The organism is Paracraurococcus lichenis, from assembly GCF_030657435.1.
GTDB lineage: Bacteria > Pseudomonadota > Alphaproteobacteria > Acetobacterales > Acetobacteraceae > Paracraurococcus > Paracraurococcus lichenis.
The window spans coordinates 190,505-214,215 of sequence record NZ_JAUTWS010000004.1 but is presented as its reverse complement, the minus strand read 5'-3'; the positions used below and the strand labels follow the sequence as shown (position 1 = coordinate 214,215).

The 23,711-nt window shown below is 72.5% G+C and carries 21 protein-coding genes and 1 pseudogene; 8 read left to right on the top strand and 14 right to left on the bottom strand.

What is annotated here, in order from left to right; translation table 11 throughout:
* Positions 1 to 268 precede the first annotated feature (268 nt).
* Positions 269 to 736: a CreA family protein gene (locus Q7A36_RS06145; RefSeq protein ID WP_305102776.1), complete on the top strand. Its 468-nt coding sequence runs from the start codon at positions 269 to 271 to the stop codon at positions 734 to 736.
* Here Q7A36_RS06145 and Q7A36_RS06140 read toward each other — a convergent pair.
* The 5 genes from Q7A36_RS06140 to Q7A36_RS06120 all read right to left on the bottom strand — a co-directional run bounded on the left by Q7A36_RS06140 (position 703) and on the right by Q7A36_RS06120 (position 5,931).
* The gene (locus tag Q7A36_RS06140; RefSeq protein ID WP_305102775.1) at positions 703 to 1,758 is read right to left on the bottom strand and encodes an ABC transporter ATP-binding protein; all 1,056 of its coding nucleotides are present in this window, start codon (positions 1,756 to 1,758) and stop codon (positions 703 to 705) included. The two genes, Q7A36_RS06145 and Q7A36_RS06140, sit on opposite strands and share 34 nt — an antisense overlap.
* The gene (locus Q7A36_RS06135; protein ID WP_305102774.1) at positions 1,751 to 2,755 is read right to left on the bottom strand and encodes an ABC transporter ATP-binding protein; all 1,005 of its coding nucleotides are present in this window, start codon (positions 2,753 to 2,755) and stop codon (positions 1,751 to 1,753) included. The genes Q7A36_RS06140 and Q7A36_RS06135 overlap by 8 nt, the downstream gene beginning before the upstream one ends.
* A complete protein-coding gene (locus Q7A36_RS06130; RefSeq protein WP_305102773.1) occupies positions 2,755 to 3,669 on the bottom strand; it encodes an ABC transporter permease in 915 nt (304 codons plus the stop codon). The genes Q7A36_RS06135 and Q7A36_RS06130 overlap by 1 nt, the downstream gene beginning before the upstream one ends.
* Positions 3,670 to 3,673: 4 nt before the next feature.
* Complete coding sequence (locus Q7A36_RS06125) at positions 3,674 to 4,663, bottom strand: ABC transporter permease (RefSeq protein ID WP_305102772.1); 990 nt, start codon at positions 4,661 to 4,663, stop codon at positions 3,674 to 3,676.
* A 200-nt stretch (positions 4,664 to 4,863) separates the two neighbouring features.
* A complete protein-coding gene (locus Q7A36_RS06120) occupies positions 4,864 to 5,931 on the bottom strand; it encodes an AI-2E family transporter (RefSeq protein ID WP_305102771.1) in 1,068 nt (355 codons plus the stop codon).
* A gap of 184 nt (positions 5,932 to 6,115) precedes the next feature.
* On the opposite strand from Q7A36_RS06120, the gene otnI reads away from it, so the two are divergent.
* The 3 genes and pseudogenes from otnI (at position 6,116) to Q7A36_RS06105 (ending at position 8,868) form a co-directional block, all read left to right on the top strand.
* On the top strand, positions 6,116 to 6,895 hold the full coding sequence (otnI, locus tag Q7A36_RS06115) for a 2-oxo-tetronate isomerase (protein WP_305102770.1): 780 nt from the start codon (positions 6,116 to 6,118) through the stop codon (positions 6,893 to 6,895).
* Between the two features lie 21 nt (positions 6,896 to 6,916).
* Positions 6,917 to 7,810 (top strand): annotated as a pseudogene (locus Q7A36_RS06110) (2-hydroxy-3-oxopropionate reductase); the annotation flags it as partial.
* Positions 7,811 to 7,977: 167 nt separating this feature from the next.
* Positions 7,978 to 8,868 carry a helix-turn-helix domain-containing protein gene (locus tag Q7A36_RS06105; RefSeq protein ID WP_305102769.1) on the top strand — a complete coding sequence of 297 codons (891 nt, stop codon included), beginning with the start codon at positions 7,978 to 7,980 and terminating at the stop codon, positions 8,866 to 8,868.
* A gap of 68 nt (positions 8,869 to 8,936) precedes the next feature.
* Here the strand turns inward: Q7A36_RS06105 and Q7A36_RS06100 are convergent, their stop codons facing one another.
* Positions 8,937 to 9,539 carry a hypothetical protein gene (locus Q7A36_RS06100; RefSeq protein WP_305102768.1) on the bottom strand — a complete coding sequence of 201 codons (603 nt, stop codon included), beginning with the start codon at positions 9,537 to 9,539 and terminating at the stop codon, positions 8,937 to 8,939.
* A gap of 135 nt (positions 9,540 to 9,674) precedes the next feature.
* On the opposite strand from Q7A36_RS06100, the gene Q7A36_RS06095 reads away from it, so the two are divergent.
* Positions 9,675 to 11,150: a helicase HerA domain-containing protein gene (locus Q7A36_RS06095; RefSeq protein WP_305102767.1), complete on the top strand. Its 1,476-nt coding sequence runs from the start codon at positions 9,675 to 9,677 to the stop codon at positions 11,148 to 11,150.
* A gap of 132 nt (positions 11,151 to 11,282) precedes the next feature.
* On the opposite strand, the gene Q7A36_RS06090 is transcribed toward Q7A36_RS06095, so the two are convergent.
* Positions 11,283 to 12,389, bottom strand: coding sequence for an acyltransferase family protein (locus tag Q7A36_RS06090; RefSeq protein WP_305102766.1), 1,107 nt, complete (start codon positions 12,387 to 12,389; stop codon positions 11,283 to 11,285).
* A 71-nt stretch (positions 12,390 to 12,460) separates the two neighbouring features.
* Between Q7A36_RS06090 and Q7A36_RS06085 the strand changes: the two genes are divergently transcribed.
* Positions 12,461 to 13,846, top strand: coding sequence for an O-antigen ligase family protein (locus Q7A36_RS06085; protein ID WP_305102765.1), 1,386 nt, complete (start codon positions 12,461 to 12,463; stop codon positions 13,844 to 13,846).
* A 282-nt stretch (positions 13,847 to 14,128) separates the two neighbouring features.
* Here Q7A36_RS06085 and galE read toward each other — a convergent pair whose 3' ends face one another.
* On the bottom strand, positions 14,129 to 15,127 hold the full coding sequence (galE, locus tag Q7A36_RS06080) for a UDP-glucose 4-epimerase GalE (RefSeq protein WP_305102764.1): 999 nt from the start codon (positions 15,125 to 15,127) through the stop codon (positions 14,129 to 14,131).
* Between the two features lie 9 nt (positions 15,128 to 15,136).
* The gene (locus tag Q7A36_RS06075; RefSeq protein WP_305102763.1) at positions 15,137 to 17,401 is read right to left on the bottom strand and encodes a GumC family protein; all 2,265 of its coding nucleotides are present in this window, start codon (positions 17,399 to 17,401) and stop codon (positions 15,137 to 15,139) included.
* Between the two features lie 260 nt (positions 17,402 to 17,661).
* On the opposite strand from Q7A36_RS06075, the gene Q7A36_RS06070 reads away from it, so the two are divergent.
* Together Q7A36_RS06070 and mepA are read left to right on the top strand one after the other, a co-directional pair.
* Positions 17,662 to 18,225, top strand: coding sequence for a polysaccharide biosynthesis/export family protein (locus tag Q7A36_RS06070; RefSeq protein ID WP_305102762.1), 564 nt, complete (start codon positions 17,662 to 17,664; stop codon positions 18,223 to 18,225).
* Between the two features lie 35 nt (positions 18,226 to 18,260).
* Entirely contained in the window at positions 18,261 to 19,082 is an 822-nt protein-coding gene (gene mepA / locus Q7A36_RS06065) for a penicillin-insensitive murein endopeptidase (RefSeq protein ID WP_305102761.1), read from the top strand.
* A 140-nt stretch (positions 19,083 to 19,222) separates the two neighbouring features.
* Here the strand turns inward: mepA and Q7A36_RS06060 are convergent, their stop codons facing one another.
* The 5 genes from Q7A36_RS06060 to Q7A36_RS06040 form a co-directional block, all read right to left on the bottom strand.
* Positions 19,223 to 20,383 carry a BaiN/RdsA family NAD(P)/FAD-dependent oxidoreductase gene (locus Q7A36_RS06060; protein ID WP_370655635.1) on the bottom strand — a complete coding sequence of 387 codons (1,161 nt, stop codon included), beginning with the start codon at positions 20,381 to 20,383 and terminating at the stop codon, positions 19,223 to 19,225.
* A gap of 143 nt (positions 20,384 to 20,526) precedes the next feature.
* Entirely contained in the window at positions 20,527 to 20,877 is a 351-nt protein-coding gene (locus Q7A36_RS06055; RefSeq protein WP_305102760.1) for a hypothetical protein, read from the bottom strand.
* A 47-nt stretch (positions 20,878 to 20,924) separates the two neighbouring features.
* Positions 20,925 to 21,866: a sterol desaturase family protein gene (locus Q7A36_RS06050; protein WP_305102759.1), complete on the bottom strand. Its 942-nt coding sequence runs from the start codon at positions 21,864 to 21,866 to the stop codon at positions 20,925 to 20,927.
* Entirely contained in the window at positions 21,863 to 22,606 is a 744-nt protein-coding gene (locus tag Q7A36_RS06045; protein ID WP_305102758.1) for a polysaccharide deacetylase family protein, read from the bottom strand. The genes Q7A36_RS06050 and Q7A36_RS06045 overlap by 4 nt, the downstream gene beginning before the upstream one ends.
* Positions 22,603 to 23,667 carry a YVTN family beta-propeller repeat protein gene (locus Q7A36_RS06040; RefSeq protein ID WP_305102757.1) on the bottom strand — a complete coding sequence of 355 codons (1,065 nt, stop codon included), beginning with the start codon at positions 23,665 to 23,667 and terminating at the stop codon, positions 22,603 to 22,605. The genes Q7A36_RS06045 and Q7A36_RS06040 overlap by 4 nt, the downstream gene beginning before the upstream one ends.
* Positions 23,668 to 23,711 lie beyond the last annotated feature (44 nt).

The following is a 23,711-nucleotide window of genomic DNA, read 5'->3' as shown; positions in this document are numbered from 1 at the left end:
GCGGAACCGCGCCTTCGACGCCGTCGAAGGCGACCATCGCTGGCGGCCATGCCGGCCCGAGGCTGTCAAGGACGGAGCCGCGCGGAGCGCGGTGCGCCTGCGGCGCATCCTTGACAGCCTCGGGCCGGCATGGCGTGGGCTTGGGGTCGCTCGACGGGGTCGAGCGCCCCTTCGGTGCGTTTCCTGACGGAAGGGAACCAATCCGCCTCGTCCGCGCTGCCGCTGGCGATTACGTCCCTCCGCACCGCCCGAGAAGAGGAACCACGCCATGCTTCGCCCCGCCCTGCTCGCCGCCGCGTTGCTGCTGCCCGCCGCCGCCCTCGCCGAAGAGACGAAGGAGATCGGCCACGTCAACACGGCGCTGACCAATATGGGCCTGACGCGCAGCCACCAGATCGTCATCGAGCGCTTCGACGATCCGAAAATCGAGGGCGTCTCCTGCTACATCGCCCAGGCGCGCACCGGCGGCCTGAAGGGCATGGTCGGCGTCGCCGAGGACCCGGCGCGCTTCGCCCTCTCCTGCACCGCGACCGGCCCGGTGAAGGTCAGCGAGGCCGCCCGCCGCAGCGAGAAGGGCGAGCGGGTCTACGAGAGCGCGACCAGCCTCTTCTTCAAGGAGACGCGCGTCCACCGCTTCCTCGACGAGGAGCGGAACGTCGTCGTCTACATGGCCTGGTCCACCAAGCTGGTGGAAGGCTCGCCCTACAACGCCGTCGCCGTCGTGCCGATGCGCTGATCCGCGCCGGCCGGCGCGGGCGCCGGGTCGCGCCGCTCCTCCACCGCGTGGCAGGCGACCATCGTCGCGGGCTGCGCCTCGGGCGGGCGCAGCGCCGGCATCTCCGCCCGGCAGCGCGCATCGGCCAGCGGGCAGCGCGGGTGGAAGGGGCAGCCGGAGGGCGGGTCGATCGGGCTCGGCACCTCGCCGCCCACCGGGATGCGCTTCCGGCCCGTCATCTCGAGGTCCGGGATCGCCTCCATCAGCGCCCGCGTATAGGGGTGCCGCGGCGCGGTGAAGAGCGTCTCGGCCGGCGCCAGTTCCACCAGCCGCCCCAGATACATCACGCCGATGCGGTCGCTGACCTGCCGCACGACAGCCAGGTTGTGGCTGATGAAGAGGTAGGTGAGGCCGAGCCGCTGCTGCAGGTCCTTCATCAGGTTCAGGATCTGCGCCTGCACCGAGACGTCGAGCGCGCTGGTCGGCTCGTCGCAGACCAGGAAGTCGGGGTTGGAGGAGAGCGCGCGGGCGATGGAGATGCGCTGCCGCTGCCCACCGCTGAACTCGTGCGGATATTTCTCGCCATCCAGCGGCGAGAGGCCGACCTGCGTCAGGAGCTGTCCGACGCGATCGCGCAGCGCCGCCGCGCCCTCCGCCAGGCCGAAGGCGCGCAGCGGCTCGGCGACGATGTCGCGCACGCGCCAGCGCGGGTTCAGCGAGGCATAGGGGTCCTGGAAGATCATCTGCATGCGCCGCCGCGTCTCGGCATTGGCGCGCGCCGTCTCCAGCTCGATCCCCTCGAACAGCACGCGGCCGCGGGTCGGGCGATAGAGGCCGACGACCAGCCGCGCGACCGTGGACTTGCCGCAGCCGCTCTCGCCCACCAGCGACAGCGTCGTGCCCTTCGGGATGTCGAAGGAGACGCCGTCCACCGCCTTCAGGGTGCGCTTCCCCTCCCCGGCCAGCAGCCGCTGCAGCAGCGGGCGGGAGACGTCGAAATGCTTCGCCAGGTCCTCGGCGACCAGGACGGGCGTCTCAGCCATGCTGCACCGCCTCCGCCGCGCGCTTCTCCGAGGCCGGGTCGTAGAGCCAGCAGGCGGCCCGCGTCGTGCCCGTCCCGATCAGCTCCGGCCGCTCCACCCGGCAGCGGCCGAAGACATGCGGGCAGCGCGGGTTGAAGGCGCAGCCCTGGGGGATGGCGGAGAGCCTTGGCATGGCGCCCTCGATCCCCGCGAGGTGATCGACCTTGCGGTCGAGCGGCGGGATGGAGGACATGAGCCCGACCGAATAGGGGTGCTTCGGCGCCTTCACCACGGCGCGCACCGGGCCGATCTCGGCGATGCGGCCGGCATACATGACGGCGACGCGGTCGGCGGTCTCGGCGATCACGCCCATGTCGTGGGTCACCAGCATCATCGCCGTCCCCTTCTCCCGCGCCAGCGACTTCAGCAGGGCGATCACCTGCGCCTGGACGGAGACGTCGAGCGCCGTGGTCGGCTCGTCCGCCACGATCAGCCGCGGCTCGGCGCAGAGCGCGAGCGCGATGACCACGCGCTGGCGCATGCCGCCGGAGAACTCGTGCGGGTAGCTGTCCACCCGCTGCGCCGCGGCGGGGATGCCCACCATCTCCAGCCAGCCGATAGCGCGCTGCCGCGCCTCCCGGTCGGAGAGGCCGAGATGCGTCTGCATCGTCTCCACCAGCTGCCGGCCGATGGTGTAGAGCGGGTTCAGCGTGGTCAGCGGATCCTGGAAGATCGCGCCGATCTCCTTGCCGCGGATCCGCCGCATCTGCTCGTAGGGCAGGGTGTCGATGCGCCGGCCGTTGAGGAGGATCTCGCCGCCGGCGATGCGGCCGGGCGGCTCGAGCAGGCCGATGATGGCCGCGCCCGTCATGGACTTGCCGGCGCCGGATTCGCCCACCACGCCCAGCACCTCGCCCGGCGCGATGTCGAAGGAGACGCCGTCGAGCGCCGTCAGCCGGCCGCGCCGCGTCGGGAATTCGACGCGCAGGTCGCGGACTTCAAGGATCGGAGCCGGCATTAGCGGAGCCTCGGGTTCAGGGCGTCGCGCAGCCAGTCGCCCAGCAGGTTCACCGACAGCACCATCGCGATCAGCGCGATGCCGGGGAAGATCGTGATCCACCACTCGCCGCTGAACAGGAAGTCGTTGCCGACGCGGATGAGGGTGCCGAGCGAGGGCTCGGTCGGCGGCACGCCGACGCCGAGGAAGGAGAGCGTCGCCTCGGTGATGATGGCATTGGACAGGCCGAGGGTGGCGATGACCAGCACCGGCCCCACCACGTTCGGCAGCACATGGGTCAGCATGATCCGCACCTGGGAGATGCCGATGACCCGCGCGGCGAGCACGTATTCCTTGTTGCGCTCGACCAGGGTCGAGCCGCGCACGGTGCGGGCATATTGCGGCCAGTTGCTGATGCCGATGGCGACGATGACGACGAGGAGCGCGATGCGGTCATGCACCTCCGGCGGCAGGGAGGCGCGGACCACGCCGTCCACCAGCAGCGCGATCAGGATCGGCGGGAAGGTGAGCTGGATGTCGGCGATGCGCATCAGCAGGCTGTCCAGCGTGCCGCCGAGATAGCCGGCCAGCAGCCCGAGCGCGACGCCGAGCAGGGTGGCGAAGAGCACCGAGGAGACGCCGACCAGCAGCGAGATGCGCGCGCCGTACATGATGGCCGACAGCACGTCCCGACCCTGGTCGTCGGTGCCGAGGGGGTAAAGCGCCTCGCCCTCGCCGCTCCAGGCCGGCGGCTTGAAGGCGTCGCCGAGGTTGAGGCTGGCGAGGTCGAAGGGGTCGTGCGGCGCGAGCAGCGGCGCGAAGGTCGCGCCCAGGATGCAGACCAGCGCCACCACGGCCGAGGCGACGGTGACGGGCGAGCGCCGGAAGGACCACCAGAGGTCGCTGTCGAAGGCGCGGGCGAGGAGGGCGGCCATCGCGTCAGTGCCCTCCCCGGGCCGTGCCGAGCGAGGAGCGCAGCCGCGGATCGACGAGGTAGTAGAGCAGGTCGACCACCAGGTTGATGGTGACGAAGACCAGCGCGATCAGCAGCAGGTAGGCCGCCATGACCGGGATGTCGGCGGCATTGACGCTCTGGATGAAGAGCAGCCCCATGCCCGGCCACTGGAACACGGTCTCGGTGACGATGGCGAAGGCGATGATGCCGCCGAGCTGCAACCCCGCGATAGTGATCACCGGCACCAGCGTATTCTTCAGCGCATGCCCGAAATGCACGGCGCGGTTCGCCAGGCCCCGGGCGCGGGCGAACTTGATGTAGTCGGTGCGCAGCACCTCCAGCATCTCCGCCCGCACCAGCCGCATGATGAGCGTGAGCTGGAAGAGGCCGAGCGTGACGGAGGGCAGCACCAGCGCCTTCAGGCCCGACCAGGTCAGCAGCCCCGTGCTCCACCAGCCGATCTGCACCGTGTCGCCGCGGCCGAAGCTCGGCAGCCAGCCGAGCCAGACGGAGAAGACGAGGATGAGCAGGATGCCGATCAGGAAGGTGGGCAGGGAGACGCCGACGAGCGAGAAGGTGAGGAAGGCGCGGCTGAGCCAGGAGTTGCGGTAGAGGCCGGTATAGACGCCCATCGGCACGCCGACGAGCATGGCGAGCGCCGCCGCGCAGAAGGCGAGTTCGAGGGTCGCCGGCGCGCGTTCGGCGATGAGTTCCGAGACCGGCCGCGCCAGCCGGTAGGACAGGCCGAACTCGCCCTGCGCGGCATGGCCGACGAAGGTGGCGAATTGCACGGGGAAGGGCTGGTCGAGGCCGAGATCGTGGACCAGCGCCTGCCGCTGCGCCTCGGTGAAGTCCTGGCCGAGCATGATCGCGACGGGATCGCCGACGAAGGCGAACATGGCGTAGCTGATCAGCGCCACGACCAGCATCACCGGGATGGCCTGCAGCAGCCGCGACAGGATGAAGGCGATCATATGAAGGCGACCATCAGCGGAGGCTGCCGCCCTGCCGGCGCCGCGGGTCCGGCCGCGCAGGATCGCGTCCCGCCGCCAGCATGCCGGCGGCCCGGCGGACCGCCCCTGCCCTGCTTCGCATCGCCCTCGATCTCCCAGGCCCGGTAGGTCCGGGTCTCACGCCCGCCCTATAGGGCCCGGGCGCCGCCGGCGAAAAGGTCTCAGCCCGCGCCTTTCGCCGCCCCGGCGCCCTCCTCGGCCCAATCCTTGAGCAATGTGAAGCCGACCGCGAGCAGCACGGGCCCCATGAAGAGGCCGAGAAAGCCGAAGGCGAAGACGCCGCCGAGTGCGCCCAGCAGGGTCAGCAGCAGCGGCAGGTCGGCGCCGCGCGCGATCAGCCAGGGGCGGATGACATTGTCCGCGCTGCTGATGCCGAAGGCGCCATAGAGGCCGAGGAAGATGGCCCAGCCCAGGCGCCCGTCGGCGAAGAGCCAGAGCGTGGCGGGAATCCAGACCAGCGGGGCGCCGACCGGGAAGATGGAGATGCAGCCGGCGATGACGCCGAGCAGCGCCGGCCGCGGCACCCCGGCGATCCAGAGGCCGAACCAGGTCATGATCCCCTGCGCCACGGCGGTGCCGAGCAGGCCATAGACCACGCCGCGGGTGACGCCGCCGGTGATCTCCACGATGTGCCGCGTCCGCTCGCCGGCCAGTCGCGACAGCGCCGCCTCGCTCCGCTGCGCGATCGCCGGCCCGTCGCGGTAGAGGAAGAAGGCGAGGAAGATCGCCAGCAGCACCTCGGCCAGGCCCGAGAGCACCGCCAGCAGGATCCCGAGCGCGCCCTGCGCCAGCGTCCCGGCATAGGGCGAGATGAGGTCGGCGAGGCCGGAGAAGCCGAAATCGAGGCCCGCCAGGTGGTCCCGCAGCATCGGCCCGACCAGCGGCAGCCGCCCCAGCCAGTCGCCGAGGCCCGGCATGCCCTGGGTCAGGAAGGCCTCGACCCCGCTGCGCAGCCCGTCGATGTCCTCCCGCTTCGTCGGCGTGGCGAAGACCAGCGGCAGGCCGATGACCAGGAACTCCGCCAGCACCATCAGCCCCGCCGCCGCCCCGGCCGAGAGCCGCAGCCTCTCGCGCAGCATCCGGAAGGCCGGCCAGGTGGAATAGACCAGGATGGCGGCCCAGAGCAGCGCGGAGAGGAAAGGGCGCAGCACCAGCAGGCAGCCGGCGGCGAGCGCGAGCGCGGCCAGCAGCCCGAGGATCCGGACGGGGTTGCCAGTCTCAGGCTGCATCATCCCTCCGAACGCGGCCCGGCACGCCCCGGCCGCCGCCGGCGCTGCTCTACCATCCGGCGCGGCGCGGCGCATCCGGGCCGGTTGCGGGGACCTGTTGCGGGCACCTGTCGCCGGCGCCAGTAGCCAGTCCGGCGCGGCGCCGTTAGCTTCGCCCGCCCAAACCGGGGGGAGACCTCGCGCCATGCCGCGCTTCGCCGCCAACCTGTCGATGATGTTCACCGAGGTGCCCTTCCTCGACCGCTTCGCCCGGGCCCGGGCGGCGGGCTTCGGGGCGGTGGAGTTCCTCTTCCCCTATGAGCACCCGGCGGCCGAGATCGCGCGGCGCCTGAAGGACAACGGGCTGCAGCAGGTGCTCTTCAATGCCCCGCCCGGCGACTGGGCGGCGGGCGAGCGCGGCCAGGCGGCCCTGCCCGGCCGGCAGGCCGAGTTCCGCGACGGCGTGAGGAAGGCGCTGGACTATGCCGCCGCCCTCTCCTGCCCGCGGCTGCACCTGATGGCCGGCCTCGCGCCCGCCGGGGTGCCGCACGACACGCTGACCGGCGTCTATGCCGCGAACCTCGCCTGGGCGGCGGAGGAATGCGCCAAGGCGGGCGTGAAGCCGGTGATCGAGCCGATCAACCACCGCGACATCCCGGGCTTCTTCCTCAACACCATGGCGCAGGGCGCGGCGATCATCGAGGCAATCGGGCCCGAGAAGCTCGGGCTGCAATTCGACCTCTACCACTGCCAGATCACCGAGGGCGACATCGTCAAGCGGGTGGAGAAGCACCTGCCCATCATCGCCCATATGCAGGTGGCGGATAACCCGGGACGCAACGAGCCCGGCACCGGCGAGGTCAACTGGCCCTTCGTCTTCCGCAGGATCGACGAACTCGGCTTCCGCGGCTGGATCGGCTGCGAGTACCGCCCCGCGGCCGAGACCGAGGCCGGCCTCGGCTGGTTCGCGCCCTACAAGTCCTGAACCCCGGAAAAGGAACCGCCGCACATGAAGATCGGCTTCATCGGCCTCGGCATCATGGGCAAGCCCATGGCCGGGCACCTGAAGGACGCCGGGCACGAGATCATCGTGCCGGACCGCAAGAGCCTGGGCGCGGAGCAGCGCGCCGCCTTCACCGTCGTCGCCGATGCCAAGGCGGTCGCCGCGGCCGCCGAGGTCATCATCCTGATGGTGCCCGACACCCCGGATGTGGAGGCCGTGCTGTTCGGCCCGGCCGGCGTCGCGGAGGGGCTGTCGAAGGGCAAGCTGGTGATCGACATGTCCTCGATCAGCCCGACCGCCACCAAGGCCTTCGCCCAGAAGGTCAATGCGCTCGGCTGCGACTACCTCGACGCGCCCGTCTCGGGCGGCGAGGTCGGCGCGAAGCAGGCGACGCTCACCATCATGATCGGCGGCGAGGAGGCAGCCTTCGCCAGGGCGAAGCCGCTCTTCGAGGCCATGGGCAAGAACGTCACGCTCGTCGGGCCGAACGGCGCCGGGCAGACCACCAAGGTCGCCAACCAGATCATCGTCGCCCTCACCATCGAGGCGGTGGGCGAGGCACTGGTCTTCGCCAGCAAGGCCGGGGCGGATCCTGCCAAGGTGCGGCAGGCGCTGATGGGCGGCCTCGCCACCTCCCGCATCCTGGAGTTGCATGGGGAGCGGATGATCAAGCGGACCTTCAACCCCGGCTTCCGGATCGTGCTGCACCAGAAGGACCTCAACCTGGCGCTGCAATCGGCCAAGGAGCTCGGAGTCGCGCTGCCCAATACCGCCTCCACGCAGCAGCTCTTCTCGGCCTCGGTCGCCGCCGGCAATGGCGGGCTGGATCATTCCGGCCTGGTCAAGGCCTTGGAAACCATGGCCGCGCACCCGGTTGCACCCGACGACAAGGGCTGACGCATAGCGCGAGCGGCGGCATAATGTACGCCGCCGACAGCGTGTCTGGCGGGGAATACTTGCCTTCCTGGTGAAATGCGCGCAGTTTTTGGACGGGTGCTGGTCACGGAGGCGGCGTCAGGCCATTCGGATCGGCACCGTCCAGGATGGACGAGCCGGAGTGTAGGATGCGTTTCGCGGATATCGGGCAGCAGCTTCGCGCCTACCGGCTCGAATCCGGTCTGCGTGCGGAGGAGATTGCCGCCCGGCTCGGCGTCTCGCGCGCTGCGCTGTATCGCTACGAAAAAGGCGAGGTCATCAAGCTGGACACGATCCGGCGCCTCGCCGAGTTGCTGAAGATCTCGCCGCTCTCGCTGCTCGGCATTGGGATCGACTACTTCTCCCGCCCGCTCGCCTTCCTCGAGCGGCTTCGGCAGATCGAGGAGGAGGCCGACCAGGTCCTCCTCTTCGGCGGCGCGGTCTGCTTCCCGGTCGCGGGCGAGGCCTATGAGGCGGCGCTGACCGAGGCCTGGACCGAGGCGGCCGAATCGGCCGCCGACCTGATCCAGGGCCGCAGCCAGGCCGAGCAGGCGCTCAGCACGCTCGCGGCCCGCCGCAAGCTCTACCAGCAGCGCCGGCCGAGCATCATCGCCATCCTCTCCGAGGGCGCGCTGCGGCAATTGCTGCAGGACGGGGTGGCGCCGAGCCTCACGGTCTCCGAACGCGCCCGCGCCCGCTGCCGCGCCGCGGCGGCGGCCGAGGTCGAGAACCTGGCGAACTTGATGGAATCCGTGCCGATCGGGCTGCAGATCGGCCTGAAGGAAGGGCCCGAGCCGACCGGCAGCTTCATGGTGCTGCGCGGTCGGGAACGCGCGCATGTGGTGACCAGCCCTTTCCCGCCGGACAGCGGCGCGGCGGTCGGCGCCGGCGTCGCCACCATCACCGCGGCGGAGGAGGCGGTCGGGCTGCACCAGCGGGTGGCGGAAGCGGCCTGGCGCGACGCGCTGAAGGGCAGCGCCGCGGCGACGCGGGTGCGCGCCCTGGTCCGCAGCATCCGCCCGGCCGAGGCCGCGGCCTGAGCCGGTCCGAGGACCGGAGGTCCGAGTCGGCTCGTCCGTCCTGAGTGGCGGCGCGCTCCGGCGCCCGCTCAGCCGTTCAGCAGCCGGTCGATCTCCGCCTGCGCCAAGTCCGGGCCGGCCTTCGCCGGCTCGGCCACCGTGCTGACCAGCGTCCGCACCTCGAGCCTCGGCGCGGCCTCGGTCGCCGCCCCCGGGATCATGCCCTGCAGCATCGTCTCCACCTGCTGCAGATGCTGGATGGCGCGGCGGATGCGCTGGCCGGTCACGTCCTGGAAGCTGCAGGCCTCGAAGATCGCGTTCACCCGGTCCGACAGCGCCTGCAGCGCGGCGCCGTCCCGCGCCCCACCCTCGATCCAGACCTGGATCGCCTCGGCCGCCTCCAGGATGGTATTGGCCGCCGCCTCCGTCGCCTGCACAACGGCCTCCAGCTCGACGCCGCTGTTGCGGGTGGTCGCGGCCGGGATCGCCACCAGGCTGGCGATCTGCTCATGGATGCGGGCGAGCTGGCCGGAGAGATTCGCCTCGCTGTAGTCGACGAGCTGGACGGTCGCGTGCAGCTCGGCGCTCAGCTCGCAGATCCGGCGGTCGATGAACTGCCGCAGCGACTCGAACTGCGCGGCGATCTCCGGGGCCGGGGACGGTGCGAGGGCGGGGGGCGGGGTCGGCGGCATGTCCTCCCCATAGGCCCGGGCTCCTTTCGCGCCGGTGAAGAGGGGCGCGGCGATCGCGTCGGCCGGATCGACGGGACTCGATTGAGTGGCGGGGGCGGCTGCACTACCACCATCCCTCGACGGGACGGGCGCGGGATGGCGGTCAGCATCGAACTGGGACGGACGGACAATGGCCAGCCGGCGCTGCTGGACCTGGAGGAGCTGCTGGCCACGCGCCTGCTGGTCCAGGGCAATTCGGGCTGCGGCAAGTCGCACCTGCTGCGCCGGCTGCTCGAGCGCAGCGCGCCCTTCGTGCAGCAGGCGGTGATCGACCCGGAGGGCGACTTCGTCTCCCTCGCCGAGCGATTCGGCCACCTCGTCATCGACGCCGCCGAGCATACCGAGGCGAGCCTCGCCCATGCCGGGGAGCGGGTGCGGCAACACCGCGTCTCGGTCGTGCTGAACCTCGAGGGGGTGGACATCGAGGGGCAGATGCGCCGCGCCGCCGCCTTCCTCGACGGGCTCTTCGCCGCCGAGCGCCGCTACTGGACCCCGGTGCTGGTGGTGGTGGACGAGGCGCAGCTCTTCGCCCCCTCGGGCGGCGTCGAGGTCGCCGAGGAGACGCGCCGCGCCGCGCTCGGCGCCATGACGGACCTGATGTGCCGCGGCCGCAAGCGCGGCCTGGCCGGCGTCATCGCCACCCAGCGGCTCGCCAAGCTCGCCAAGAACGTCGCCGCCGAGGCCTCCAACTTCCTGATGGGGCGCACCTTCCTCGACATCGACATGGCCCGCGCCGCCGACCTGCTGGGCATGGAAAAGCGCCAGGCGGAGATGTTCCGCGACCTCGAGCGCGGGCGGTTCATGGCGCTCGGCCCGGCCCTCGCCCGCCGGCCGCTGGCCATGCGCATCGGCGCGGTCGAGACCGAGAGCCGCGGCGCCGGCCCCGGCCTGATGCCGCTGCCGGAGACGCCGCCCGAGGCCGCGCATGCGCTGATCCTCGCCCCCGCCCCGGCCGGCGAGCCGGTCCGGCCGCGCCGGCCCCCGCCCCCGCCGCCCGCCGACATCCTGGCCCAGCTCGCCGCCGCCCGGCCCGCCGCCCCGGCCAGCCTGCCGCCGCCGACGCCGGAGGAGGCGGCCGCGCGCCGCCGGGCGCAGCTTGCCGTGCTGGGCGCCGTGCTGGGGACCGAGGGGCCGGTGCGCAAGCGGCCGGAGGAGCTGCTGCCCCTGGTGCGCCACCAGTGGTCGCTGGAGCGGCTGGCCGGCCCGCCGCCCGACATCGCCGCGATCCGCCGGCTGCTGCCGCTCGTCCGCGCCGGGATCACCGAGGAGACTGAGGCGCATCCCGACTGGCCCCGCGCCCTCGACTCGGCGGCGGCGCTGCTGGAGCGCGAGGTGCCGCTCTTCCTGATGCTGGCCCAGGCGGCGCTGGCCGGCGCGCCCTGCCCCGGGACCGAGGCGCTGAAGGCGGTCTATGGCACCAGCTCGACCTCCCTGCTCACCACCGCCCTGAAGCGGCTGGAGGAGCGCGGCTGCATCGCCATCCTGCTGCAGGCCGGCGCCGGGCGGGTCGTCGCCATCCCCGGCCCGGGCTGGGAGACCGCGCCGGGCGATCCGGAGGCGGCGGTCGCATAGCGCGGCCGCGTCCGCCGCGCGCCGCCCGGGTCCCGGCCATGGCGCCCGGCAATGGTGGCCTTCGACGCGGTCGAAGGCGCCCCCGGGCGCCTCGCCTGCGCAGGACGGGGGTGAAGGACGTTGCGGCCGGGCCTATTCCGCCGCCGGGCGGGCCAGGCCGACCGGGGCCGGGCGACGCCGCTCCAGGACCCAGCGCTGCGCCGGCACCTCCACCCAGCGCCAGGCGCTCCAGCCGAGCGCCATGGTGGCGGCGAGCGCGGCCAGCATGATGCCGGCCCGCCCCCAGGGACCGGGCTCCACCACGCGCAGCAGGCCGACCAGGACGGCCTCGACGAAGACCCAGCTCAGATAGATGCCGAAGGAGGCCTCGCCTAGCCGGAGCAGCAGCCCCGGCCGGACCGCGGCCGCCTGTCCCTGCCGCTGGCCCTCCCCCTGGCCCGCCTGCCAGATCGCCACGATCGTCGCGGCGAGGCCGAGCGCCGTCGCCGCATCCTGGCCCAGCAGCAGGCCGAGCGGCAGCGCCGGCAGCGCCAGCCAGGGCAGCGCGCGCGGCAGCAGCCCCTCCGTCGCCAGCCGTCCCAGCGCCAAGCCGAAGGTGAACTCGAGGAAGAAGCGCACCAGGCCGAGATGCAGGGAGTGGTTCAGCGAGAAATTCACGGTCGTCAGCGTCATCGCGAGCAGCCCGGCGAGTGCCGCGACCGGCACCGCCGCCAGCACCGGCCGCGGCAGCCGCAGCAGCACCGCCAGCAGCGCGGGGAAGACCAGGTAGCCCGCCCATTCCACCGACAACGCCCAGGAGGGGTAGTTCCAACTGAACCGCTCCGTCGTCTCCCAGGCATGCACGAGGAAAAGCTGCAGCACGAAGTCGCGGGCGGAGAAGCGCTCCGGATCGCGGATGGTCACGCCGGCCGCGAGCAGCGCGCCGACCAGCAGCGCCAGCCCGACCAGCGCGACCAGGTGCAGCGGCCAGATCTTCGCCACGCGCCGCAGCAGGAAGCGGCCGATGCCGGCGGCCCCGCGCGGCGGCCGCGCCCCGTAGCCCAGCCAGAGCGCAAAGCCCGAGAGCAGGAAGAAGCCGTCCACCCCGAGATAGCCGTGCCACAGCAACGGGCCGAGCCAGGGCCAGGCATCGGTCACATGCAGCGGCAGGTTGAGGTGGTAGAGGATCACCCAGCCGATGAGGAAGACGCGCAGCCGCGTCAGTCCCGCCAGCCTCTGCGCCGCGCCATTCGCCTGCATCCACGCCGGTCCCTTACCTGACACAACCCTGATTTGGCCCCATGGCCGCGCGCATGGGACAACACCGTTGCATGAACATCGCCCTTTCGCCCGCGACGCAGCGCATGATGGCCCTGCTCGGCGCGGCCACCCTCCTCCTCGGCGCCGTGCTGATGCCGATGAAGATGATGCTGCTCGTGCCGGCCCTGGTGCTAGGGCTCCTGCTCCTGGCGCTCTACCAATTTCCGCGTGCGCTCGCGGTCCTGCTGGTCATGACCTGCGCCCTCGCGCTCGATTTCCAGATGGACGTGACGCTGAACACCGGCATCGGTGCCGTCCTGGTGAAGTCGGTGCCCTTCGGTATCGCCGCGGTGCTGCTGCTGCGCTACGGGCCCTCGCGCGAGATCAACTGGCCCTTTCTCACCTTCACCGCCATCGCCGGCCTTAGCCTGGCGATCCTGCCGATCGGCCATGTCGCGACCAACGAGGACATGCTGCGCAGCTACATCGGATCCGCCGCGCCCTTCGTGCTGGGCTTCGCGGTCGCGCCGCGGCGCTTCTGGACCCTGCTGATCCGCGGCGCCGCCCTCGTGCCGATCATCAGCGCGGTGTGCAGCGTCCCGGCCATGGCGATCGGCTTCTGGACGCCCTTCGATATCGGCGGGCGCTTCCAGGGCATGCATTCGCCGCCCTTCCTCGCCGGCTTCTGCGTGACCGCGATCTTCGCCTGCCTGCTGGAATACCTGCGCGGCTTCCGCGCCCTCTGGCTGGTGGTCGCGGGCCTCGACCTCGCGATCCTGATGCTGACGCAGGCGCGCGCGCCGCTGATCTCCGTGCTGCTCTTCCTCGGCCTCGTCTTCCTCCTCTCGGGGCGGGAGATCATGCCGCTGCGGCGCAAGGTGGACCTGGTGATGGGCGGCGTGCTCCCCGGGCTGATCCTGCTCTCGCCGGCGATCTGGTACGCGATGAACCGCATCCGGGACATGGCGAACGACATGTCCGGCCGCGACATCATCTGGCCCTATTTCCTCGATGCGATCGAGGCGCGGCCGCTCTTCGGCTTCGGCCTCGGCGCCGGCAAGCTGATCGTCAATCCGGAGGACCCGACGATCCGCCTGCTCGGCAGCAGTGCCGCGCACAACGAGTACCTGCGCCTGTCGGTGGATGCCGGCATCCTGGGCTGCGCCGCCATCTTCCTCTCCATTGCAGCCTGGGTCTGGATCGGCTCGCGGCGATGCCCCTCCTCGGACCGGCTGGTGCTGCGGGCGGCGCTGGCGGCGGCGCTGCTGCACAGCGGCTTCGACAATACGCTGATCGCCAGCACCGCGCTGATGCAGTTCAGCTTCTTCGCCGCCGCCATGGCGCGCGGCCAGGCCGACCTGCGGGAGACGTCCTCGCGCCGGTCCCGCCGGCGGCACGAGTCCCGGCTGGAGGAGGGCGCGATGTCGGCGGTCCTCGCCCGGCAGGGACGCTGGTAGGACTGGCGCCGCCGCGGACCACGGGTACGGCCAGCCATCCTGCGCGATGCGGAGGCGCCCTCGGGCGCCTTCGACCGCGTCGAAGGCGACCATTACCGGACGCCATGGGGCGGTTGCCGGGTCAAGGGTCGGGCTCCGCCCGACCGCGCGAACCGCGGCTTCGCCCTTGACCCGGCAACCGCCCCATGGCCTGGGCTCAGGGTGCGCTCGACGCGGTCGAGCGCGCAGGGAAGCGCCCGACTGCTACGGATAGAATGAAGGACGCCGCGGCGATGCGCCGCGTCAGCCGCGGTCGCCGTAGCCCCGCGGATGCGCCGCGTGCCAGCCCCAGGCGGTGCGCACGATGTCGTCCAGCGCCCCGTAGCGCGGGGACCAGCCGGTCTCCTGCCGGAGCTTCGCCGAGGAGGCGACCAGCACCGCCGGGTCGCCAACCCGCCGCGGCCCGAAGCCGTGCGGCACCGGCGTCCCGCCGATCCGCCCCACCGCCTCGATCACCTGCTTTACCGAATAGCCCGTGCCGCTGCCGACATTGTAGCGGCAGCTCCCCTGCTCCAGCCGGTCCAGCACGCGGATATGCGCGTCCGCCAGGTCGAGGACATGGACATAGTCGCGGATGCAGGTGCCGTCCGGCGTCGGGTAGTCGGCGCCGAAGACCGTCAGCGGCGGCCGGGTGCCTAGCGCCGCGCCGATCGCCAGCGGGATCAGGTGGCTCTCGGGCTCATGGTCCTCGCCGATCCGCCCCTCGGGATCCGCGCCGGCGGCGTTGAAGTAGCGCAGGCAGGCGGAACGGAGCCCGTGCACCTGGTCGGCCCAGCCCAGCGCCTTCTCCACCATCAGCTTGCTGTCGCCATAGGCGTTGGTCGGCGCGAGCTCGGCCTCCTCCGGGATCGGCACCTGCTTCGGGTTGCCGAAGAGCGCCGCGGTGGAGGAGAGCACGAAGCGCAGGCACCCCGCCTTCACCGCCGCATCGGCCACGGCGAGGCTGTTGGAGAGGTTCTCGCTGCAGTAGCGCAGCGGGTCGCGCATGCTCTCGCCGACCAGGGAGAGCGCGGCGAAATGGAAGACCGCCTCGAATTTCCAGGCGGCGAAGACCTCGGCCAGGCGCCGGCGGTCGGCGATGTCCTCCCGGATCAGTTCGACGCCGGGCGGCACCGCGGCCCGGTGCCCCTGCCGGAGGTCGTCGATCACCACGACCTCCGCGCCTCGTTCGACCAGGGTCAGAACCAGGTGGCTGCCCACATATCCCGCGCCACCCGTGACGAGAAATCGCCGACCCTGCATGCCGAACCCCTATTCCCTGAAATAGCCTCCATACCGCGGGTGATAGACCTCCGCGTCGGCATAGCCGGACCGGCCATGCACCTTGGCGTCGACCTGCGTGAGGGCCGCGCCCACCACCCGGGCATGCGCTTCCTCGAGTAGGCCGAGAGAGTTGCGCACAACCGAACGCGGGGTATCGCGCCAGCGGACGCAGAGCAAGGTTGCGTCGGCCAGCCGCGCCACCACCCGGGCATCCGCCATGGCCAGCGCCGGCGGGGCGTCGAGGACGATCAGGTCGTAATCGCGGCGGACGCGATCCAGCAGCCCGGCCATCGCCTCCGACATGAAGAGGCCGAGGGAATGGATCTCCGCCGCCCCGGCCGGGATGTAGTCGAGGCTGCTGAGATGGTCGCGGCGGATGATCCGCTCCAGCACCGCCTGGCCGAGCAGCAGGTCGGTGACGCCCGGCGCGCCCTCGCAGCGGAAGACGCGGCCGAGGGAGGGCTGGCGGACGTCGCAGTCGATCAGCAGCACGCGCTCGCCGTTCATGGCCGCCGACCGGGCCAGCGCGACGGCGGTGGTGGTCTTGCCCTCGCCCGGCCGTGCCGCGGTGATGACGACCACCCGCGGCGGCTCCGAGCCCAGCCAGAGCGCGGCGCGGAGCGTCCGCATGCTCTCGGCGAAGGGGCTGAGCGGCTTGCGGACGACGTAGTCCTCCACCCGGTGCCGCCCGAGCAGGCCACGCCGCAGCATCGGCACCAGCGCGAGGCAGGGCAGGCCGAGGCCGGCGCGGATCTCCTCGCCCGAGCGCAGCGTGCTGTCCGCCTGCTCGAGGAACCAGATGATCAGCAGGCCGAAGAGCACGCCGAGGATGCCGGCCGCGGCCACCATCAGCATGGTCTTGGGGAAGCTCGGCATGGCCGGGATGGTCGCGGGCGAGAGGATGCGGGCATCCGGCTTCTCGATCGCGGTCTGCGCCACTGTCTGTTGCGAGCGCTCGAGGACGGCGCGCAGCAGGGTGCGGCTCGCCTCCGCCTCGCGCTCCAGCGCCGCCACCTGGATCTCGGCGGTCTGGCTCTGGTTCACCCGCGCCTCGGTGGACTTCAGCGCGGTCTCGAGGCTGCCGACGCGGGCGCGGGCGGCGCGCGCCTCGGCATCGAGCGCCTGGACCACGCGGCCGCTCTCGGCGCCGACCCCGCGCTCGAGGTCCTGCACCCGCGACCGCGCCGCGCGCACGTCGGGGTGGTTGGAGCCGAGCGTGGCCGAGAGCCGCTCCAGCTCGGACCGCGCCGTCGAGAGCGCCGCCCGCTGCTGGACAAGGCCCGAGGCGCCGATCGCCGTCATGTCGGTGCCGCCGCCGGAGCGCGCCGCGGCCAGCCGCGCCTCGGCCGCGGCGAGTTGGTTGCGCGCCTCGACCAGGTCGGTGTTGATGCGGCTCACCTGCTCGGTCGAGAGCCCGGCGCTCACGCCGCGGGTCAGGCCGGAGGTGGTGCGCAGCTCGGCGATGCGGTTCTCGGTCTGGCCGAGCTCCTGGCGGAGCTGCGCCACGCGGCTGTCGAGCCATTCATTGGCCCGCCGCACCGCGTTGAACTTCGTCTCGAGCTGGTCGGAGATGTAGAGCTCGGCGGTGAGGTTGGCGATGTCGGCGGCCAGCCGCGGATTCTCCGAGGTGAAGCCCAGGTTCAGCACGCGGGAGTTGCGCACCACCTCGACCTTCATCTTGTCCCGCAGCGCCTCGGCCGCGGCAATTTCGGCGCGCTCCTCGGGCGGGCGCGGCGCAACCGGCTCGGGCGCCACCAGCTCCGAGAGGCTCGGCGAGATCGCGCCCAGCCGCCGCGCCAGCGCATCCCGCAGGCGGTACACCGGCGATTCGGCCCGCTTGGACTCGCCGACCCACCAGAAGAATTCCTCGTTGTTCGTCAGGTTGAATTGCCGGACGACACGGCGCGCGACCGAGAGGCTGCGGATGACCTCGATCTGGCTCGCCAGCACGGCATCCGTCGTCGTCTCGTCGCGCAGGATGCTCTGCAGTTCGCGCGCGGCATAATCCGTCGGCTCGAACATCACGGTCGCGCTCGCGGTGTAGCGCGGCGTGAGCTGCTTGGCCGCGACGAAGGCGGCGATCGGGAACAGCAGGGCGCAGAGGATCAGCACCCAGCGCCGCCGGCGGAGGGCCGCCAGCAGCGCCGTCACCGTCATGCCCTCGGGCTCGATCGGCGAGGCGACGGGGGCGGGGGTTCGGAGCTGCGGCCTCTTCTCCGAAGGTGGCCTGGACTCAACCGGTCTGTCGAGCATGCGGGTTGCGTCGTCCCTTCGCGCCAGCGCAAAACAGGCCTGTGGAGTACGCGGCAGCCGGATCGAGGGTCAATCAACGGGACGGCGAACATCGCGGCGCGGCGCAAACAACGGCGTGATGAACCACCTGCGCAAGGAAACGCGAATGTGCTCCCGGCGCGCGCTCTGGCACAGAGAACAGGTGGGAGATCGCGCCGGTCCGTTGCAAGGGCGGGCTGCGGCGCGATCGGCGTGATCATGCTGGGAAGGAAAGCGCGACGATGATGTCACGGCGCCTGATCTGGACATTGCCGGTGCTGGCGGTGGCCGCCTGCGGCGGGCAGGGGGCGGGCCTGCCGCCGCTGCCGGATGCGACGCAATCCGCCTATCGGCTGGGGCCGGAGGACCAGGTGCGCGTGACGGTCTTCAACGACCCGCGCCTTACCGGCGACTTCCGCGTCTCCGATGCCGGCACCATCGCGCTGCCGCTGGTCGGCGCGGTGCAGGCCTCCGGCCGCACGACGCAGGAGGTCGAGCGCGCGATCGAGGCGGAGATGCGCACCAAGAACCTCTTCCGCGACCCGAGCGTCGCCGTGCAGGTCACGACCTACCGGCCGATCTTCGTGCTGGGCATGGCGGAGAAGCCGGGCCAGTTCCCCTTCCAGCCCGGCATGACGGCGCTGACCGCCGTGGCGGTGGCGGGCGGCTTCAACTACCGGGCGATACGGGATTATGTTTCCATCACCCGCATCGGCCCGGATGGCCGGCCGATGGAGTATCGCGCGGGGCGGGAGGCGCTGGTGCAGCCGGGCGACGTGATCACCGTCTTCGAGCGGCGCTTCTGATCCGCGGGGCCGCCCTCGTCCTGCTGCTCGCGGCCATGCCCCTGGCCGCCCGGGCGGCGGGGGCGGCCCAGGCGGACCCGGCGATGGCCGCCGCCCGCTGGGCGGCGGTGCCCGGGGCCGTGGCCGGGCTGCCGCGCATCCTCGGCGGCACCGGCCTCGGCTGCATCGCCGGCGCCGTCGCGCTGCCGCCGGACGGGCCGGGCTGGCAGGCGGTGCGTCTCTCGCGCAACCGCAACTGGGGCCATACGGCCCTGATCGAGACGCTGCGCGACCTCGCCGGGCATGCCCGCGCCTCGGGCCTGCCCGTGCTCTGGATCGGCGATCTCGGCCAGCCCCGGGGCGGGCCGATGCCTTATGGCCATGCCAGCCACCAGGTCGGACTCGATGCCGATATCTGGCTGGACCTCTCGCCGAAGCCGCCGCTGCCGCCGGCGCAGCGGGAGCAGATCGAGGTCGCTTCCCTCGTCCTGCCGGACGAGACGGCGGTGGACCCGGCGCGCTGGACGCCGGGGCATGCCGCGCTGATCCGGCTGGCGGCGGAGTTGCCGGGGGTGGACCGGGTCTTCGTCCACCACGCCATCAAGCGCGCGCTGTGCCGGACCGAGGCCGGCGCACCCTGGCTGCGGCGGGTGCGACCCTGGCGCGGGCATGACAGCCACATGCATATCCGGCTGCGCTGCCCGGAGGGCCAGCCTGCCTGCCGCGACCAGGCGCCGCCACCGCCGGGCGATGGCTGCGACGCCTCGCTCGACTGGTGGCTGACGCCGGAGGCGCGGCAGCCCTCCCCACGGCCGCCCGGCCCGCCGCCCCGCCTGCCGGAGGCCTGCCGGGCGGTGCTGGAGGCCGGGACGCGGTAAGGCGGAATCGTCCGGCGGGCGTGGATCGGCCCTGCGGATCGACCGCCTGGAGCATCCTCACGCCGCCCGGTCAGCGCGAGGGTGCCCTGGCCGGCGCCACCATGGCGCGACTCGGCGCCGCCTGCCGCGCCGGGATCCCGCTAGGCCGCCTGCCCCGCGATCCAGCCGCTGCTCCAGGCCCATTGGAAGTTGTAGCCGCCGAGCCAGCCCGTCACGTCCACCGCCTCCCCCACCACGAAGAGGCCGGGCACCTCCCGCGCATGGCAGTCGCGGGAGGACAGCGCGGCGGTGTCGACGCCGCCCAGCGTCACCTCCGCCTTGGCATAGCCCTCCGTCTCCTCCGGCTGCAGCCGCCAGGCGCGGAGTTGCGCCGCCAGCGCGTCCAGCGCCCGGTCGGGCAGGTCGGCCATCCGCGGGGCCGGCAGGTGGCGGGTGGCAAGCGCTTCCGCCAGCCGCTGCGGCAGCAGCCCGCCGAGCACGGTGCGCGGCTCCGCCCGCGGCCGGGCACGCTTGGCCGCGCGCAGCAGCGCCGCGGCGTCCTGCTCCGGCAACAGGTCCAGCGTCAGCGACTCGCCCTCCCGCCAGTAGGAACTCGCCTGGAGGATGGCGGGGCCGGAGAGGCCGCGATGGGTGAAGAGCATCGCCTCGCGGAAGCCCGCCCGGCCGCAGCGCGCGACTGTCTCGAGCGCGACGCCCGAGAGCGGGCGCATGAGCTCCAGCATCCCCCCGCCGAAGGTCAGCGGCACCAGGCCAGGGCGCGGCGCCACGAGCGGCAGGCCGAAGCGGCGGGCGATGTCGTGCGCGAGGCCCGTGGCGCCGAGCTTCGGGATGGAGAGGCCGCCCGTCGCCAGCACGAGCGAGGGCGACTCGAAACCGCCACGGTCGGTCCGGACGCGGAAGCGCTCCGCCCGCGTCACCTCGGCGATGCGGTGGGAGAGGCGGAGTTCCACCCCTGCCGCGCCCGCCTCGGCCAGCAGCATGGCCAGGATCTGCCGCGCCGAGCCGTCGCAGAAGAGCTGGCCGAGCGTCTTCTCGTGGAAAGCGATGCCGTGTTTCCGCACCAGCGCGATGAAGTCGTGCTGGGTATAGCGCGCGAGGGCGGAGCGGACGAAATGCGGGTTGTTCGAGAGGAAGCGGTCCGGGACGCAGTGCAGGTTGGTGAAGTTGCAGCGCCCGCCGCCGGAGATGAGGATCTTCTTCCCCGGCGCCTCGGCATGGTCGAGCACGAGCACCCGCCGCCCGCGCTGCCCCGCGGCGATGGCCGCGAACAACCCCGCCGCCCCCGCGCCGAGCACGATCACGTCAAAGTCGAGGTTCGGCCTCAGGGCGGCAGACTCACAGACATAGAAGGGGGGCTCGGGGGGAATACCTTCCCCCCGTTCTTCCCTTCTCCCCGCCCGACACTACCGGCGTCAACCGCCGCCGAGGCCGGCCTGTCGCGCCCTCAGGACCGGGCGGACCAGGAGAGGACGGTGAGGAAGGCCGCGAGCCCGGTGAAGACATGGACCGCCAGCAGCCACTCGGCCGCCCGCCGCGCCCGCCGGGCGAGGAGGCGCGGCAGCAACCCGCCGAGGACGGCGGCGCCGAGCAGGATGCCGGCCGCCAGGCCCGAGGCCGGTGCAAGGCCGGCGGGCGGCGCGTGCAGCAGCAGGAAGAACAGCCAGGCGCCGAGTGCGCCGAGGGCGAGGTGCAGCGTCACCAGCCAGGGCCGCCGGCTGCGGCCGAGGTAGTAGGCCCCGGCCAGCACGCCGAGGGCGACGCAGCCGAGCAGCGTGGCGATGGCGAGCGATCTCATGCGGCGGCCCCCCCTGGCCGGCCCGATCCGACCCGGTCAGGGTCAGGCTACCGTCCGGCGATCGCCCCCACCATCCGGCGCAGCCCGACCGCCTGCTGGCGCAGCCAGCCGCCGGTCGCCAGCGCCTCCGGCTCCTCCGGCGTGCCGGTCGGCGGGAAGGCGTCGCGGTGCCAGTCGGCGGTGCCGAAGACCCAGTCCCAGACCGGCAGCAGCACGGCGAAATTCCGCCCCGAAGCCCCGGCCGAGAGCGGCCCGTGATGCAGCCGGTGGAAGCGCGGGGAGACCAGCAGCCGCTCCCCAAGCCAGCCATAGCTCAGCCGGACATTGGCGTGCGACAGGCTCTCGGCGAGGCGGAGGATCAGCACGATGATCGGGAACTGCCCAGGCGGCACGCCGATCAGCAGCGCGATGCCGCCGAACCAGAGCGCCGCCAGCACGTCGTCCAGCACGTGGTTGCGGTCGTCGGTCCAGAAGGTCATCTGCCGCTGCGCGTGGTGGATGGCATGCAGCGCCCACCACCAGCGGAAGGCATGCTGCGCCCGGTGCCGCCAGTACTCGCCGAAGTCGAGGATGACGACGTAGCAGGCGAAGGCCAGCAGCGGATGGTCGCGCAGCCAGGGCAGCAGGTCCTCGAGCGTCGGCGGCAGCAGATTCTGCTCGGTCAGCCAGCCCTCCCAGGCCGCCTGGACGGAAGCAAGGGCGGCGAAGGCGACCAGCGGCAGCACGCCGAGTCGCGTCAGCACCGTATAGAGCATGTCGGTGCGGACGGCGCGGCGGTCGGTCACCGGCTCGACCGGCCGCCAGGCCTCGAGCGGCCGGCAGACCAGCCAGGCCAACGCGATGCCGAGCAGGCCGAAGAGCGCGAAATCCAGCCAGCCGTAGATGTCCTCGTCCCAGTCCACCAGCCCGACGGCGTAGAGCAGCGGCAGCAGCGCGTGCTCGAAGATCCAGCCGGCGACCGCGGCATGGGCGTCCTGGAACCAGCTCATGCCTTTCCCTCGGGCGGCAGCGGGGCGAAGCAGAAGCCGCGGGCCTGCAGCCCCTCGATCACCTGGTCGAGCACCAGGGCGAAGGGCTCCCGCCGGCTGCGGACGCCCCAGTGCATCACCACCACCTCGCCGTCGCGGGTGCGCTCGATGGCGCGGCGGGCGAGCGCGGCATTCGGGTGCTTCGCGCTGTCGAGCTCGTCGCCCCAGAAGCCGTTGGCGGTCCAGCCCTGGTGCCGCAGGCCGCAAGCGGCGGCCATGGCAAGGGCGTTCGGCGTGGTGATGCCGCCCGGCGCGCGCCAGAGCGGCAGCACGCGGGCCTCGGGCGCGAGCGCCTGCAGCCGCTCAACCGGCCGGCGCAGCTCGGCGCAGAGCGCGGCAGCGTCCAGCACCTCCTCGCCCGAACGATCATAGGCGACGTAGCGCACCCGGCCCGGCGCGGGGTCACTTCGAAAATACCAGTGCCGCCAGGTATGGCTGCCGAAGGCATGGCCCTCGGCGGCGCGGGCGCGCCAGAAGGGCGCCCAGCCCTCGTCCAGCGTGCGGTCGCCGCGATGCGTCGGCTCGTCCGCCACGAAGAGCGTCGCGCGCACGCCGCGGCGGCGGAGGATGGCGGCGATCTGCTCCGCCTCCCGCCCCCAGCCGGTATCGATCGTGAGATGGACCGTGCCGCGGCAGGCGGGCTGGGCCTGGGCGGCGAGCGGCAGGGCGGCCGCGGCGCCGAGCAGCGCCCGGCGCCTCATCGGCCGAACATGCGCCGCCAGACCGCCGGCTGCTGCGCCGGCGCCGCCCGCTCGGCCCGCGCCGGCACCACGGCCGACTCGGCCGGCGGCGGCGCGGCCTCGGCGACCGGCAGCGCGGGCAGCGGCGTCGCCCGCGGCTGCACCCAGATCCCGTGCGGCGAGCGGCCGACCGGGACCGTATCGGTCTCGCCCGTCGCCGGGTCGATGATGGCGACGCGGGCGATCCAGCGCAGCGTGACCCAGAGCCGGCCCTGCGGGTCGAAGGCGATGCAGTCCGGCCCGCCCGGCAGCGGCCAGCTCGCGCGCTGCTCCAGCGTCTCGCCGTCCAGCACGGTGATGCGGCTGTCGACGCGGCTGTTCACGTAGAGCAGCTTGCGATCCGGCGAGGGGAAGACGGTATGCGCGCCGCGGGCGGCGGGGATGATGCGCTCCACCTTGCCGTCGGCCGGATTGACCACGGCGACGTGGTCCGAGCCCATGACGCCGACCAGCAGCTTGCCGTTGTGCCAGGTGACGCCGGCCGGCTGCGGCCCGACCTCGGCGGTCCAGAGCGGCTTGTAGGTCGCCAGGTCGATCGCCATCAGCCCGCGCGCGCCCTGCAGGGTGACGAAGACGATGCGGCTGTCCGGCGTATAGGCCAGGTGGCTCGGCTTGTCCGGCACGCGCAGGCGGGCGAGCAGGGTGCGCGTCGCCGCCTCGTAGATGTCGACCTGGTCGCGGCGGAGGCTGGTGACGACCAGCAGCTTGCCGTCCGGGCTCAGCTCCATGTGGTAGGGGTTGCTGAACTTCTCCCGCCGCCTGACCTCCGCCGTGTCGGGGTCGAGGTAGAGCATCTCGTTGCCGGCGCTGTCGCCGACCATCAGCTCCGTCCGGTCGGGCGAGAGGATGAGGTGATGCACCTCCCGCAGCACGGGGATGCGGCGCACCTCCTCCCGCGTCGTGCTCTCGAGGACGGAGATGGAGGCGTCGGCGCTGTTCAGCACGTAGACGAGGTCGGCACGGGCGGCGGCGGGCAGCAGGCCCGCGAGCCCAAGGCAAAGCGCGAGAGGGGCGCGCCACATGTCACAGGCATCCCGAAGCAGGGCCGGGACCATTCGCCGGCCCG

Excerpts from the sequence above, each read along its gene's own strand:
- Q7A36_RS06100 (WP_305102768.1), bottom strand. The coding sequence starts at position 9,539 with ATGCCGCCGACCCCGCCCCCCGCCCTCGCACCGTCCCCGGCCCCGGAG.
- Q7A36_RS06055 (WP_305102760.1), bottom strand. The coding sequence starts at position 20,877 with ATGAGATCGCTCGCCATCGCCACGCTGCTCGGCTGCGTCGCCCTCGGC.
- Q7A36_RS06045 (WP_305102758.1), bottom strand. The coding sequence starts at position 22,606 with ATGAGGCGCCGGGCGCTGCTCGGCGCCGCGGCCGCCCTGCCGCTCGCC.
- Q7A36_RS06085 (WP_305102765.1), top strand. The coding sequence starts at position 12,461 with ATGAACATCGCCCTTTCGCCCGCGACGCAGCGCATGATGGCCCTGCTC.
- Q7A36_RS06140 (WP_305102775.1), bottom strand. The coding sequence starts at position 1,758 with ATGGCTGAGACGCCCGTCCTGGTCGCCGAGGACCTGGCGAAGCATTTC.
- galE (WP_305102764.1), bottom strand. The coding sequence starts at position 15,127 with ATGCAGGGTCGGCGATTTCTCGTCACGGGTGGCGCGGGATATGTGGGC.
- Q7A36_RS06125 (WP_305102772.1), bottom strand. The coding sequence starts at position 4,663 with ATGATCGCCTTCATCCTGTCGCGGCTGCTGCAGGCCATCCCGGTGATG.
- Q7A36_RS06135 (WP_305102774.1), bottom strand. The coding sequence starts at position 2,755 with ATGCCGGCTCCGATCCTTGAAGTCCGCGACCTGCGCGTCGAATTCCCG.
- Q7A36_RS06050 (WP_305102759.1), bottom strand. The coding sequence starts at position 21,866 with ATGAGCTGGTTCCAGGACGCCCATGCCGCGGTCGCCGGCTGGATCTTC.
- Q7A36_RS06120 (WP_305102771.1), bottom strand. The coding sequence starts at position 5,931 with ATGCAGCCTGAGACTGGCAACCCCGTCCGGATCCTCGGGCTGCTGGCC.
- Q7A36_RS06145 (WP_305102776.1), top strand. The coding sequence starts at position 269 with ATGCTTCGCCCCGCCCTGCTCGCCGCCGCGTTGCTGCTGCCCGCCGCC.
- Q7A36_RS06070 (WP_305102762.1), top strand. The coding sequence starts at position 17,662 with ATGATGTCACGGCGCCTGATCTGGACATTGCCGGTGCTGGCGGTGGCC.
- otnI (WP_305102770.1), top strand. The coding sequence starts at position 6,116 with ATGCCGCGCTTCGCCGCCAACCTGTCGATGATGTTCACCGAGGTGCCC.
- Q7A36_RS06130 (WP_305102773.1), bottom strand. The coding sequence starts at position 3,669 with ATGGCCGCCCTCCTCGCCCGCGCCTTCGACAGCGACCTCTGGTGGTCC.
- Q7A36_RS06090 (WP_305102766.1), bottom strand. The coding sequence starts at position 12,389 with ATGCAGGCGAATGGCGCGGCGCAGAGGCTGGCGGGACTGACGCGGCTG.
- mepA (WP_305102761.1), top strand. The coding sequence starts at position 18,261 with ATGCCCCTGGCCGCCCGGGCGGCGGGGGCGGCCCAGGCGGACCCGGCG.
- Q7A36_RS06040 (WP_305102757.1), bottom strand. The coding sequence starts at position 23,667 with ATGTGGCGCGCCCCTCTCGCGCTTTGCCTTGGGCTCGCGGGCCTGCTG.
- Q7A36_RS06075 (WP_305102763.1), bottom strand. The coding sequence starts at position 17,401 with ATGCTCGACAGACCGGTTGAGTCCAGGCCACCTTCGGAGAAGAGGCCG.
- Q7A36_RS06095 (WP_305102767.1), top strand. The coding sequence starts at position 9,675 with ATGGCGGTCAGCATCGAACTGGGACGGACGGACAATGGCCAGCCGGCG.
- Q7A36_RS06105 (WP_305102769.1), top strand. The coding sequence starts at position 7,978 with ATGCGTTTCGCGGATATCGGGCAGCAGCTTCGCGCCTACCGGCTCGAA.